Here is a 13,609-nt window from a genome sequence, read left to right as displayed (position 1 = left end):
GCAGCTCTATGCCGCTGCATCACCAGTCCAACTCTACCTTGAGCATAATTCAAAGCAAACAACCCTGCATGCTTTAATTGTACCCACTAAAGCATCTCGGATATGCTATCACATAGGGTTAATGACTCAGGAAAGTTCAGATGGCACACAAGCTGGTAATGAAACGCGGGAAAAAAACCGGAGCAGCACCCGGCACGCTGGTCCATGTCGGCGAGCAAAACAACGCGAAAATCACCCTGGAAGTTATCGATTATGATCAGCACCAGCTCAGCGAGTTTGAATTAGATAACCCGGCTGATTGTGCCAGGTTACTCACCAGTGACAGTATTTCCTGGATCAACCTGAACGGCTCACATCAGGTGTCTGTCATAGAATCGCTAGGCAAATTGCTGCAACTGCATCCACTGGTTATGGAAGACATCCTCAATACTGACCAGCGTCCTAAACTGGAGGCCCATGAGGGCTATTTGTATATAGTCATGAAAATGTTGCAGTTTTGCGACAAAACCCAGGAGATTCGTACAGAGCAGCTCAGTCTGATTCTCAGTGACCGCTTGCTGATTTCCATACAGGAACGTCCAGGCGATGTGTTTAACGGCATCCGTGAGCGGCTGCGCAATGGCCGGCGCCAGCGACTATTACAGGCCGACTATCTTGCCTACGCGCTCATAGATGCCGTGGTAGACCATTACTTCCTGCTTCTGGAAAGCCTGAGTGATCAGATCGAAGTCCTGGAAGACGAACTGGTCACGCAACCGACACCCGATACACTCGGGAGAATCCATCACTTTAAACGGGAAATGCTGCTGTTACGCAAAGCTGTCTGGCCACTGCGAGAGCTGTTAAATCACCTGATGCGAGATGAAAACCCACTCATAGGTGACGAAACCCGCCTCTATCTACGCGATGTGTACGACCACACCATTCATATTTTGGATACCATTGAGACCTTGAGGGAACTCCTGGTCAGCATGCTCGACCTCTATCTTTCAAGCATTAACAATCGTATGAACGATGTAATGAAAACGCTGACACTGATCGCCACCATTTTCATGCCATTAACCTTTATTGCCGGGGTCTACGGAATGAACTTCGCATTCATGCCGGAGTTAAATTACCCCTGGGCCTACCCTGCCGTCATCGGCTTTATGCTCTGCGTTGCCGTAGGCTTACTACTTTACTTCCGGCGCCGTCACTGGCTGTGAAGGCATAAATAGATCCAGTGTTGCCGGATCTATATGCGGGCCAGTGTATAGCTGATCTGGCCAGATCAGCAGCATCAGTGCCAATACGTTACGATGCTCTCCCCGGGCAAAATCAGTACTCCCACTGGGTGATGGAATCATACGTACTTCGGTATCGTAGGCTGTGATCAAAGACTGCCGGATAGACGCAACAGCCGGATGGGATAACTGCCCGGTTAATGCCAGACTGATGCCGACTTCCGCCAGAATATCTTCCGTCGCTGTGTCCAGGAGCCGTGGCAGTTGATCAATAAAGTAATCGGTAATCCAGGCAAAAGAATCAGGTGACAAGGTGTCCTGATAGTAACGGCTCGCCGCAATCACGATATGGGTCATACCGTAAATCTTGTTATGCCACTCAGCGCGACTCAGGTCAGCATCCCCTGAAGGCGGATAGATGTCTTGAAAACGCTGTATAAACGCATCGCGCAGATCAACCACCCCAACTGGTACAAAAACCATACCTGATTGGCGGCTTGGGCCGCATAATGACGAATAGCCGCCTCACTGAGCAGGAAACGGCCAAAATCGGCACTTTCCAAAAATTGATATACAACCTCGTTATTATCGCCCAACGCGGCATCCAATAATCCGTAGTACTCCAGCTGTACCATCCGAAAAACCATATCTGTAGCAAAGGCCATGCCTGGATAAGCATCAAACAAAGCGGCTCGTTGACGTTGGCGCTCCGTCCGTGTGGAGCGCGTTTCGGACAGTATTTGATCACGCTGAAGCACGTAGTCAGCCTGTAACGATAAGCCTGAATATCACGCTGCAAGGTTCTGATCAGCTGTTGCGCATGGCGTTGCTGGTAAGGCAAAAACTGCTCATCACCAGTGACACGGTAAAGACGCTGAGCATAATGCCGCTGCAAAGATAAAGGCAGCGTATCCAACCCCTCTTCGTAATGTGTACGTATGCCCGAAACAACGCTCTGTTCCTGAGGTTGAACGGCCGCATGCTGTCCACAAGCCTGTAATACAAATACAGACAAGAGTACAACGAACAACAGGTACTGACGGATCTCCGACAGTCTCTTCATACCGACATCTCCCGCTCAGTCTGAGCCTGTAACACGCGGCTCAGGTTCTCTTCAACCCAATCAGCCAGCACTTGTACCTTATCAGCTACCTCTTCACCCAAAGGCGTCAGGCTATACTCTACATGAGGTGGAACAACTGGGTAGGCTTTACGCAATAAAAAACCATCCGCTTCCAACGATTGCAACGTCTGCGCCAGCATCCGCTCGCTAACGCCCTTGATTTTTCGACGTAACTCGCTGAAACGATACGTCCCCTCCAATAAGGCAATCAAAACCAGCACGCCCCAACGACTGGTTACATGGTTCAACACCTGGCGCGAAGGACAGCGCTCAGAAAAAACCTGCCCACGTTGCATTTGCTCACTCAGCGCCACGCCTGACCCAGGTGCTTTTGCATGATATCGTCCCATAACACTTACCTTTTTGTACGTACTTACTATAAGTTAGCACGAATGCTAATCTTGTATCCACTGTTCAATACACTTCAGGAGCAACAGCATGATTTTAATTACCGGCGCATCCGGACAACTTGGCCGACTGGTCATTGACACCCTACTTCAAACACTCCCCGCCGAGCAGATCCTAGCCGGTGTACGTACACCGGCTAGCGTGTCCGACCTGCAAGCGCGAGGTGTGCAGATTCGCCAGATGGACTATACACAACCCGAAAGCCTGGATCAGGCACTTGAAGGGATTCAGCAACTGCTGTTAATTTCATCCAGTGAAATCGGTCAACGTGCCAGTCAACACCAAAACGTGATAGAAGCGGCAAAAAAAGCAGGGGTGTCCATGCTGGCCTACACCAGCCTGCTACACGCTGATACCTCACCCTTAGGCCTGGCTGAAGAGCACCGCCAGACAGAAGCAATGCTGAAAGCCTCCGGGCTCAACTGGGTTGTGCTGCGCAATGGCTGGTATACAGAAAATTACCTGGCCAGCCTTCCTGCTGCGTTGGAGCAGGGTGTTTTGCTGGGTTGTGCGGATGAAGGGCGAATTGCATCAGCCACACGTCATGATTATGCAACAGCCGCAGCAAAAGTATTGCTTGGCGCTAGCCAACACTATCAAAAAACCTACGAACTGGCAGGAGACACTTCTTATTCACTTGCCGAATATGCAACCACAATCAGTCGACTGACCGGAAAAAGCGTAAACTATCAGAACTTGCCGGAAGCTGATTTTCGCGACACGCTGATCAGCATCGGTCTACCCGAGCCCTTGGCAAACTTACTGTCCGACTCAGACAGCGGTGCCAGCCAAGGTGCTCTGTTCGACGACAGCCGCCAACTCAGCCAGCTAATAGGCGCCCGACTACATCTCTCGAAAGTGCCATACAAAGTGCACTGAAAAGCCTCTGACAGCCCTGGCAGCATCTTTGGAGGGACTATAGCTGTCCAAAGATGCATCTACCAGGCGATTTCAAAAAAGAGATGTCGTTTCACAGATCTTTTATATTAGAATAACAGAAAGTATCTGATTATTTGCATCTGAAGCGGTAGCCTATGTCCAGCTCACTGATTGTTACATGCCCACACTGCCACCGTAAAAATCGAATTCCGACAGAAAAACTTGCCGGCGAAGGTAAGTGCGGGGCCTGCAAAGATACGCTTTTTGCGGCAAAACCGATTGACCTGAACAACAATACCTTCGACGCCCATGCCAGTGCAGACCTGCCGTTAGTCGTGGACTTCTGGGCACCCTGGTGTGGTCCCTGCCTGCAATTTGCACCTGTATTCACCCAAATGGCGGCCGAGTTGGAACCGCAGATACGCCTGGCCAAAGTGGATACAGAAGCCCAGGCTCAACTAGCCAGCCGCTTCGGCATTCGCAGTATCCCCACCCTGATTATTTTCCGTCAGGGTAAAGAAATTGCACGTATGTCCGGGGCGCTGCCGCCTGCCCAGTTCAAGCAGTGGGTTCAACAGTCACTACCAAAAGCATCTTAACAACAATTAAACTCCACCCACTGCAACAGCGCCAGTGCGGCTTCATCTTCAGCACTCTGAAACAGATCATAAATCTGATTAATATTAGTATGGATCAGGAACAAATCATCGGGCTCAGGCCCAGAGGATGGATGGCGTTTATTAAAAAAATAATCCCAGAAAGGTGAAGCATAACGTTCATCTACCGCATACTGCTCTATCAATTTCATAACCCGAGCCGCATTACCGTCACAATCAATACCCTTGAAGGTTACATAACGGTCAATTGCTGTATCACCCTTAAGCCTTTCATCCATACCAGTCTCCTTATTCGCTGTAGAGTTTATAGTGTGGATGCAAAAACAGAACCACTCAGAGAAGATCGGGGATTTATCCGACAACTACCTGTCACAGGTCAATAAAATAAAGCCAATACAGCCTGATTAACTGAATGATATTGAATGTATAGTGTAGCTTTATAGCCGATAAACCTGAAAATTGTCAGGTTTATCGCACTATAGGGAGGCTATGCAATAATCGGCTGGAAGAGTTGCTAAGTCCCAATGAACTGACCAGGCTCAATGACTCACCTGTGCAACAAACTATGATGCAGTCTATCTGGAGGTAAGCAAACAGGGAGGACTACATGAAAAGCAAAGAATCTATTGAGCAATTTCAAGCGTTTGAGCAGATCATCGCCGCATTCAGAAAAGCCCCCACGGATTATCGTCGAAAAATCAATAATCGCCTGACACGGCAACTACACAATGCGCTCCCTGCGTTTCTGTTTTGGCTGACGCTAGCTGGCCTGTTAAACCTGCTTGCCTGGCACTATATACAGGAAAGCCAGGATATCGCGGAGACCGCCGCACTCGTCACACTTATCAGCTTGACGCTAACCATTGTCTCTCGCAGCTATACGGTTAATCACCTGTTACATCACTCTATCGGTCGTTTAGGCAAGCTACATACCTGGCATAACCTTTCAGAAAGAATCGGTTTTTTCCACCGTTTCATGGCCATCTCAATGCTCGTATGGCTAGGTGTGCATACTGGATACAAGCCTTTTGCAGCTCCTTATATGGATGAAGTCTTATTGGTAGCTCTTTTGGGGGTTGTGTCGATCATTATTCTGACGTCATTTGCCATCTTTAGACGTAAATATCACAATCACTTCGAGAATATTCACCGTTATGGTGGATATCTGGCTGTTACACTATTGGTAGCCTATTTCCTGCAAACTGGCATTGAGTCTTCCTACTCGCTAATTGATTTCCTTAGTCGACCTGAAACCTATCTTATCCTCGCCATTATCGTCCTGTTGATAGCACCCTGGATCGGTGTCAGCGAAGTCTACCCAGAACTTGTTCATGTCGCCCCCCATGTTATTGGCATGCGTATACCAGGAAAACCCAGCTTTGGTACTTATACACGCATTACGCTGAGCAACCGTCATTTCCATCCATTTGGCGATTCCATGATTGATTTTGATGACCAGAATAACCGTGCAATCTACATCACACCTGCGGGTGATAGAACCACGGAAGTGGTAGAGTCGACCAAAAATGGTAACTTCTTATTAACGGAAACCACCGCAAAAATGCGCCGTTTCAAAGGCTTTATGTACCACCATGCGAATTATGACAATATTCTGATTGTTGTAACCGGGGGTGGGATTGCGCCGGTAATTCCGTGCCTGGTTTTAAATACCCAGACACGGATCAACGTGTTATGGATTGGAAAAGACCAGCCTGAAGAATTTACCGAGCCCTTGCTCAAAAGCCTGATGGACAAGATTTCCAATCAGGATATCAATATCCACTTACTCAACACCCATGATCCAGACCTGCAAAATTTCACTGACAAAGCCTATATTGCCCTGCTACTCAAAGCATGTGATCACTATAACCCTGAAGCGGCTTTTGTTATGTCGAACCAGAAGTTCACCATCGACGCTATGCATGCACTGAAAGAGTCCGGGGTTAAAGCCTATGGCGCTACCTTTGATTCCTGAAACGGGTAACTTGCTGCCAATTCAGGACACCAGGTCTATGCCTTGCCAGCCTCCCTCACGTGCCAGTAATTGCTGTAGCGCAGGGCTGGCATAGTCGACGGACGGATCATCCCAGCGCGCCTTGACGCTTTGGTGCAGCAACGGCTGCACTTCACGCACCTTGGAACGGCGCAATGCCCGGTAAAAACCGCGGTACTCATTGTGCTTCGGGCCTTGATGATCAGGGTGCAATTGTGTCTCCAGATGGGGTGCACAGGTCAGCCCACACTGACAGGCTTCATCCAACAACCACTTCCCGGCATGATCTCCCAGGCGATGATCTGCATAACCACCACCGATATCCGTATGTACCCCGGCAAACCAGACCTGTTTCAGATCCACGCTCGGCTTTTGCGACCAGAGGGTGGGTTCGAAGTCTTCGCGGGTCTCATCGATCGACACGGCATGGCGGGCACAATCGATAATGCTGCTGGGCTCAGTATCATGAAACAGATAACGGGTAGTACCAGGGTACCCAAAAAGGGTGCAGGGATACCCAACGCACCCACGGTATCCCAAACACCGATAAAGCGAATCCGGGTAATATCAGCCACTGCATACAGCTGCCGAAACTCTGTGGATTTTTCCTTAAAGGGTCTTGAATCAGCAGAACGCTGGCGGTACAGCTCATAGGCATGGGAAATCAGTTCGGCATGTTCTCGCCGCAAAATACCCGCATTGCGGATCAAGCCAGCCAGTGATCTGACTGTATAGGCACCACGGCTGAAACCAAAGAGAAACAAGGCATCGCCATCATCATAGTTATGCACAATAAAACGGTAGATATCCATGATGTTTTTATCGAGCCCGGCGCCTGTAGCGCCACCACGAACCCGGTCACCTTCAGTACCTACCCCCCAATCGTAAAACACTACCTGCTTATTTCCCTGTAGATCTTCAGGTGCAATTGCACGTGCCACCCTCAGCACATGAGTGGGGTTGTCACTTTCGGGAGACTGCCAGGTGCCATCGGAACAAATGATGATACGTTTCATAAGAACCTCCTGTTTGTTCATTATTCATAGCAGCAATCCCGCCACTGTTCAAAAAACGCTCAACAAAAACCCTTAAAATAACACGCTAACCAGCAAATAAATGGCCGCAAAAACCACCGATGCAAAGGTCATTATCATTCCAAGCATACGAAATATAAGCGTTTCATTCACTTGACCCACTCCGTAGGCATGCAAAAGGCGCCCTAGCAGTAAGAGTAAGCCCAACACATGCACCCACCAAAAGGGCGCTTGCTGTGCTTCAACAAAAAACACCAGCAACAGTCCCAGCGGTACATATTCCGCAAAGTTGGCATGCACCCGGATAGCCCGACCCAACTGTTTGTCACCGGCGTCCCCCAGGCCTACCTGCAATGCGCGACGCAAACGAATGATGCGAAAACTTAGAAAGACAAACAACAGTGCCAATAAAGCGGCATAGATCGGCGTGATAGACATGACCTAATTCCTATATATTCTATCTAGTGTTGTAAAGCATATCATTGGCTATCTATGAGCACATTAAACAAATGTTCATGAAGAGCTTCCGGCTGATCCCACATGATAAAGTGGTAGGCATCATCAATTTGCATCAGCTCCACTGTCTCAGCGCGGGAATAAGCCGTTTGATAAAGACTGGCCAGTTGTTCAGCTGTTATCGGCATGCTTGGGTCATAGGCATATATGACCTGGATAGCGCGCTAACTCGATCAAGTAACGCCCGGCCATCATAGGTCATTACCTCACGCACTAACTGCGCATTGACAGCACGGTCCGTGGTGTTGGCCCAATGGACGATGGTTTCAATCCGCTCAGAAGACTTCACCATAATACCCGCAGCCTTGCGCACATGCGCTTCATATTGTGCAGCACTCATCGCCAGCAGCAGTTTCTCCAAGCCAAAGGCAAATGGAGCCACTTGTGCCGAAGTCGCTTCAGCATTAAACAACAGGCTGTAGAAGGGCAGCGCATCAACCACAATGATCTTGCTGATCGCATCAGGACTGGCACTACCTACCATCAAAGACACCAGTCCACCCATCGAATGCCCAATTATTACAGGCGAGTCCAATTGGGCATGCTGAATATAGCCCAGAACCTCGTCACGCAAGGCTTCAAGATAATAATCAGGTGTCGAAGGAGCAGCTTGCGTGCCTGCAAACCCTTTGATACTAAACAGATGCACCCGATAGCTGGACTGGAGTTGATCTACTGTTTCAGCCCACACCTCTGGTGAAGAGGCGAGTCCATTGACTAAAATCACATCGTCTCCGGAACCCACCATGGTTACTGACACATAGGTTGAATCAAACTCTGACGCACCCGATCCGCTGCTGAACAGCAGTAAAATCCATAAACACACTAATCTTTTAATCATCACCACAAATACATACTCGACTTTTTATTCAAAATGGTGACTTCGTACTGCTCGGCACAGGGCGCCTGAGCTACTCCGTAACATACATGCAGCGGCAAAAGATGCTCTTCTCTGGGATGGCAGAAACGCGCACCAGGCGCATCCGCCCAGTTGATCAACAATTCTTGTCGCTGCTGTTCTGACAGCGATGTATCTGTAGTGACCGTTTGCAACCACTGCTCAAAGGACTCGTTGAGTTGACGCGATTGAGCATTATCGGGCGAAAAGAAGGCTTTCAGGTTATGGAAAGAAAACCCTGAACCGATTACCAGCACATTTTGACTGGCGAGGTTTTGCAGTGCATTACCTATCTTGATATGAAAAGCAGGATCAAGGCCGTTTACCAAAGATAACTGAACACAGGGAATATCAGCGTCCGGATACATAATCTTTAACGGTACAAAAACGCCGTGATCAAACCCTCGGGTTTCATCCAGTCTGGCCTCAATACCCGCATTCCCGAGCTGGTGATATATCTCTCGGGCCAAAGACGGCTCACCCGCGCAGGGATAGTGAATATCATATGATTCTGGCGGGAAGCCATAATAGTCATAAATCAATGGGGGCGTACTCAGTGCCGTCAGGGTCGGCACCGACTCTTCCCAATGCGCACTGACCACGAGTATGGCATCCGGTCGAGGCATATTCGTGGCAATGCCTTGCAGACAAGTCACCATGTCACTGTGGCCTGGATCACCCAACAAGGGTAAAGGTCCGCCGCCGTGTGAAATAAATAATGCTTTAGGTAATGATTTCATAGAACCCTCCATATTACCTGATGCTTTCATTCGGCACAGGCACCGTAATCTCATCTTTGACGATTTCCATCGCCACAAAAGAGTGGGTCTGGTGCACATGCGGTAATTGACCTATCTGGGCACCCAGAACAGCACGGTAGTGGTTGATATCGTGTGTTCTGACCTTAAGCAGGTAGTCAAAATTCCCTGCTACCATGTAACAACTCTGCACCTCCGGGATTTTTCGTACTGCCTCGTTGAAACGTTCAAGTGCATCTTCGCTGGTCTTATCCATAGTCACCTGTACCACCAGCACATGACCGGCATTCATTTGTTCCGGATCCAGATCAGCACGATACCCACGAATAACCCCCGCCTCCTCCAACCGACGAACCCGTTGGGCACAAGGTGTTTTAGTCAGGTTGATGCGACTGGCCAGTTCTACGATAGGCAAACGGCCATGCTCCTGAAGCTGACGCAGAATTTCACGATCTATACGGTCAATTCTCATTAGTCTTTTTTCCTGTTAAATAGTCATTTATAGGCCTATTGGTAAGCAATTTAGCATTATTTGGAGCCACTTCCTAGGAATAAAGGCTGATACTGTAGTTATGAGGGCTAACAATAATAATCCCCGGATCCGTGCCATCATCGCTCTCATGTACAACGCGGCATCCGCTCAAAGATGAGAAAACCCAGGATTGGTCTACTTTAAAAGTAGCGCTGGGTTTTTCGCTTTATTAATGCGCACCAAACAAAGGATATAACTATGACTGAATCATCAGAGTTACATGACATCAAAAAACCGGGACTGGGCCTGGCACTCACTCCGGTTGTCCTGACCCTGCTGGTACTGGGTATACAACTCTTCTACTTCGGTGACTTTACACCGCATATTCCGCTAGCCATCGGCTTGGCGATAACTGGCCTGGTTGGGATCAAACTGGGCTACAAATGGAAAAATATTGAGGAAGGCGTGTTTCACGTTATCCATGTTTCCCTGCCATCCGTATCCGTATTGATCTGTGTCGGCATGATCATCGGTGTCTGGATTGCCAGTGGTACTGTACCGACCCTGATTTACTATGGTCTGATCATTCTGTCGCCAACGATCTTCCTGGCGGCTGCCATGATCTTGTGCTCTGTGGTATCTGTATCATTGGGGACCTCATGGGGTACCGTAGGTACCGTGGGTCTGGCACTGATGGGTATTGGCGCGGGTTTCGATATTCCAATGTACTGGACGGCAGGAGCCGTAGTATCCGGCGCTTTCTTTGGCGATAAAATATCTCCTCTGTCCGACACCACCAATCTGGCACCCGCCGTAACCGGGACCGATGTTTTCTCTCACATTAAAAACATGATGCCGACAACGATTCCGGCGATGTTGATTGCTTTGGTGATCTATTTTGTAGCTGGCTTCACATTGATCGAAGACGGGGATTCATCCTTCGAACGAATCAATGCCATCACCAGCACACTGAATGACAACTTTGTTATTTCAGCCTGGTTACTCCTGCCAGCTTTGCTGGTCATTGCCTTAGCTGTTAAACGCATGCCACCCATTCCGTCGCTCTTTGCCGGTGTTCTGGCAGGCGCGGTGGCGGCGATGATCGCTCAAGGTGTTGGCGTGCATGATCTGCTGACCTACGCTAATTCCGGTTACTCAATTGAAACCGGTGTTGCCGCGATTGACAGTCTGCTGAATCGTGGTGGTGTTCAATCGATGATGTGGACCATCTCATTAGTACTGATCGCACTGGGTTTTGGTGGGGCACTGGAAAAAACCGGCTGCCTGGAATCCATTATCAAGTCGATTATGACCAAAGTGCATAGCTTCCGCAGTCTGCAGACTGTCGCTGTGTGCACATCCATGTCCACCAACCTGGTCGCTGGTGATCCCTACCTGTCCATTGCGTTACCAGGTCGGATGTATGCACCCATTTATCGTGGTATGGGCTATTCAACGCTGAACCTGTCCCGTGCAATTGAAGAAGGTGGCACCCTGATCTCACCCCTCATTCCCTGGAATGCTGGCGGTGCTTTTGTCATCGCGGCACTGGGCCTGGGCATCACAACAGGTCAAGTCGAGAATCTGCTGTATATTCCGCTCGCGTTCGCCTGCTGGTTATCGCCAGTGATCGGAATTATCTACGCCCAGCTTGGGCTGTTTTCTCCAAAGGCGACTGATGAGGAACGTCAGTTGTGGAAAGAACAGGGTGAGGCAATCGCTGACAACAGCACGATTGACCCTGCTACAGCCAAGAGCTAAGCCAGGTTGCTGGGCGCTGGTATCCATAGTGATCCAGCGTCTGGCAAACTCATCAGATCAGTCTATATCACCAGCAGGCAAAGCCAGGATTTTCGTACGCAGGGACGTATAGAAACTGGCCGAGCTGCCCCACTTCCCCATCGCCTGTAATGCTGACCGCCCTGCTGAGCGGGTTCTGTATCGGGCCGCGACAAGCCCGGCAAAGGCTACGCGTTCGGTTTGACGTGCCTGCGAAAATTGCCTGTTGAAATAATCCAGATCAGCTTCAGATGGCAGACCGGGCAACCCCTCAAGACGAGCGAGCGAATTATTTTCTTTTCGATACTGACCAATGACGGCACGAATAGCTTCTATCGGACCAGCCGAATTGATTTGTCGCAGTACGTCCTTTTGCGGCTCACTCAGTGTCGTGACTTCAGCAAGATCGTTATCACCACTTGGGCCTCGCGCCTGTAATGCGGCCTCGGCTGTTTGCAGCAGCAAAGTATGGTTTGAAGTGCCGATGGCAGCATCGGCTAAACGTTTATCCAGTGTCGCGGCACCCTCAAAAGGGCTATCAGCGGCGTTGAGACCAGCCAAACCACGAAGTGCAGTGATAGTATCCGGCTCCAGTATCAGAGACCTGTCAGCACCAGAACGAGCCGTACTCAGCAGAACCTGATCCTGGGTAACATCAGTATCCTGTTGAAATTCTGTAGCTGTTTCACTACGCAGTTCCTTGAGCAGATCATTATCAGTCGCCCCGTCCATCTGATTTTCAGGCGCCGCATCAAAACGATGAGTCAGATCTTCGCGACGATCAATCTCGGCTTGTGCTGCAGCCGCATCGACGCCTTGCTGATCTACAACCTCCTGCAACTGACGGCGCGTCATATCACGATAGTCAACATGGCCTCTTTCAGGGTTGAAACGCGACGGGATAGATACACGCACAACTTCACGTGAACTGCGCAAATCAGATTTCAGCACATCAAGCCGCGCCTCAATCACCGAGTTGATGGCAAGCCGGGGATGGCCAGCCCGATCAATATAGCGCATCTGATCAGTCTCATGCATAGCCACGTTATAGCGCACCCAAAAATGATGATCATTGACCAGCTCTTTCGCTGTGTTCTCTATTTCTGAATGATGCCGGGAGTTCGCAGTCTGAGTGATAGGAAACAGGTTTCTGTCTTCCCCTGGCCCACCCAGATTATCATTGAGAAGGTGGCCTTTAATATAGCCATGACTTCCCGTCTCGCCCTGGGTCTCAAGAAGTTCGAATACATCCGCCAGCGCTGTTCCTCTGGGGCCAGAGCCTTGGCCATGTAAAGGCGTCAGCGGATCGGCAACCATCCGCACACCCAGGCCGGACTGGGAGCGGGTATAGACTGGATCTGACAAGCTGCTGTAGATGCGGTCGTCTGTGTGGTATTCAATTTTGGTGGCCCGTGCCGGATCGCCTTGAATCAACGGATGGTCCAGTCGTTGAAGCTCTTCACGAACAGGTACACGTTCTTCGGAGTTAACTTTTAGCAGAATGCTAACGCCTGATCCGTCCAATACATAGCCAATCTGACTCAGCTTGAAACGCTCTTTCACCCGCGGGAAATAATTATCCAGCTCATCGGTTGTCTCGCCACTATCGGCTAATGTGCGCACCAGTTCAGCTGCGGCGTGCACATCGGCTTCCTGCTGAGCCTTGGTTCGCGGCAGGGCAACCGGTGGCTCTTCCAGCATACGGATCGATACTTGGCCATGGCGTGGCTCGCGCGTGTCAGCCGCCTGATCATCAGGCACCGTACCCGCCGCTTCCGGATCGGGGGTGGCAGCCGCCACATTTTGTGCCTCGATGGCGGCCGTATCGACAGCCAGCCCATCACTGTCTGTTGCCGCACTGCCTGATGCCTCCTGCCAGGTGGCGGCGCACCCGGCCCGTCAGGCGCCG

At 50.0% G+C, this 13,609-nt stretch carries 15 protein-coding genes and 1 pseudogene; 5 read left to right on the top strand and 11 right to left on the bottom strand.

What is annotated here, in order from left to right; translation table 11 throughout:
- Positions 1-140: 140 nt before the first annotated feature.
- Positions 141-1,205 carry a magnesium/cobalt transporter CorA gene (gene corA, locus LH51_RS10560; RefSeq protein ID WP_036522130.1) on the top strand — a complete coding sequence of 355 codons (1,065 nt, stop codon included), beginning with the start codon at positions 141-143 and terminating at the stop codon, positions 1,203-1,205.
- Here the strand turns inward: corA and LH51_RS19205 are convergent.
- Together LH51_RS19205 and LH51_RS10550 are read right to left on the bottom strand one after the other, a co-directional pair.
- Positions 1,173-1,981 (bottom strand): annotated as a pseudogene (locus LH51_RS19205) (DUF3541 domain-containing protein). The gene corA and the pseudogene LH51_RS19205 sit on opposite strands and share 33 nt — an antisense overlap.
- 301 nt (positions 1,982-2,282) lie before the next feature.
- Positions 2,283-2,696 (bottom strand): winged helix-turn-helix transcriptional regulator, encoded by a 414-nt coding sequence (locus LH51_RS10550; protein ID WP_036522129.1) that lies wholly within the window; start codon positions 2,694-2,696, stop codon positions 2,283-2,285.
- Positions 2,697-2,784: 88 nt separating this feature from the next.
- Here LH51_RS10550 and LH51_RS10545 point away from each other — a divergent pair, with 88 nt between their 5' ends.
- A complete protein-coding gene (locus LH51_RS10545; protein WP_144244247.1) occupies positions 2,785-3,633 on the top strand; it encodes an SDR family oxidoreductase in 849 nt (282 codons plus the stop codon).
- Between the two features lie 155 nt (positions 3,634-3,788).
- Entirely contained in the window at positions 3,789-4,232 is a 444-nt protein-coding gene (gene trxC / locus LH51_RS10540) for a thioredoxin TrxC (RefSeq protein WP_144244246.1), read from the top strand.
- On the opposite strand, the gene cowN is transcribed toward trxC, so the two are convergent.
- On the bottom strand, positions 4,229-4,528 hold the full coding sequence (gene cowN / locus LH51_RS10535) for a N(2)-fixation sustaining protein CowN (RefSeq protein WP_036522127.1): 300 nt from the start codon (positions 4,526-4,528) through the stop codon (positions 4,229-4,231). The genes trxC and cowN overlap by 4 nt on opposite strands.
- A 329-nt stretch (positions 4,529-4,857) precedes the next feature.
- On the opposite strand from cowN, the gene LH51_RS10530 reads away from it, so the two are divergent.
- The gene (locus tag LH51_RS10530) at positions 4,858-6,225 is read left to right on the top strand and encodes a hypothetical protein (RefSeq protein WP_036522125.1); all 1,368 of its coding nucleotides are present in this window, start codon (positions 4,858-4,860) and stop codon (positions 6,223-6,225) included.
- A gap of 21 nt (positions 6,226-6,246) precedes the next feature.
- Here LH51_RS10530 and LH51_RS23575 read toward each other — a convergent pair whose 3' ends face one another.
- From LH51_RS23575 to LH51_RS10505, 7 genes are all read right to left on the bottom strand, one after another.
- Positions 6,247-6,687 (bottom strand): phospholipase effector Tle1 domain-containing protein, encoded by a 441-nt coding sequence (locus tag LH51_RS23575; protein WP_268746562.1) that lies wholly within the window; start codon positions 6,685-6,687, stop codon positions 6,247-6,249.
- On the bottom strand, positions 6,597-7,259 hold the full coding sequence (locus tag LH51_RS10525; protein WP_268746561.1) for a DUF2235 domain-containing protein: 663 nt from the start codon (positions 7,257-7,259) through the stop codon (positions 6,597-6,599). The genes LH51_RS23575 and LH51_RS10525 overlap by 91 nt, the downstream gene beginning before the upstream one ends.
- Positions 7,260-7,331: 72 nt before the next feature.
- The gene (locus tag LH51_RS10520) at positions 7,332-7,715 is read right to left on the bottom strand and encodes an MAPEG family protein (RefSeq protein ID WP_036522124.1); all 384 of its coding nucleotides are present in this window, start codon (positions 7,713-7,715) and stop codon (positions 7,332-7,334) included.
- A 41-nt stretch (positions 7,716-7,756) separates the two neighbouring features.
- Positions 7,757-7,921: a hypothetical protein gene (locus tag LH51_RS20850; protein ID WP_160173721.1), complete on the bottom strand. Its 165-nt coding sequence runs from the start codon at positions 7,919-7,921 to the stop codon at positions 7,757-7,759.
- Entirely contained in the window at positions 7,912-8,634 is a 723-nt protein-coding gene (locus LH51_RS10515) for an alpha/beta fold hydrolase (protein WP_036522123.1), read from the bottom strand. Before LH51_RS10515 ends, LH51_RS20850 begins: the two co-directional genes overlap by 10 nt.
- Positions 8,634-9,431, bottom strand: coding sequence for a DODA-type extradiol aromatic ring-opening family dioxygenase (locus tag LH51_RS10510; RefSeq protein ID WP_036522141.1), 798 nt, complete (start codon positions 9,429-9,431; stop codon positions 8,634-8,636). The genes LH51_RS10515 and LH51_RS10510 overlap by 1 nt, the downstream gene beginning before the upstream one ends.
- Before the next feature lie 13 nt (positions 9,432-9,444).
- Positions 9,445-9,921 (bottom strand): Lrp/AsnC family transcriptional regulator, encoded by a 477-nt coding sequence (locus LH51_RS10505; RefSeq protein WP_036522122.1) that lies wholly within the window; start codon positions 9,919-9,921, stop codon positions 9,445-9,447.
- Between the two features lie 258 nt (positions 9,922-10,179).
- On the opposite strand from LH51_RS10505, the gene nhaC reads away from it, so the two are divergent.
- Positions 10,180-11,682: a Na+/H+ antiporter NhaC gene (gene nhaC / locus LH51_RS10500; RefSeq protein WP_036522120.1), complete on the top strand. Its 1,503-nt coding sequence runs from the start codon at positions 10,180-10,182 to the stop codon at positions 11,680-11,682.
- Positions 11,683-11,739: 57 nt separating this feature from the next.
- On the opposite strand, the gene LH51_RS10495 is transcribed toward nhaC, so the two are convergent.
- Positions 11,740-13,500: a DNA/RNA non-specific endonuclease gene (locus LH51_RS10495; protein WP_036522119.1), complete on the bottom strand. Its 1,761-nt coding sequence runs from the start codon at positions 13,498-13,500 to the stop codon at positions 11,740-11,742.
- Between the last annotated feature and the right edge of the window lie 109 nt (positions 13,501-13,609).

Source organism: Nitrincola sp. A-D6, assembly GCF_000764495.1.
In the GTDB taxonomy this organism is placed as follows: Bacteria; Pseudomonadota; Gammaproteobacteria; order Pseudomonadales; family Balneatricaceae; genus Nitrincola.
Note: the sequence above shows the minus strand (reverse complement) of the source record. Positions and strands in the feature narration are given on the sequence as shown.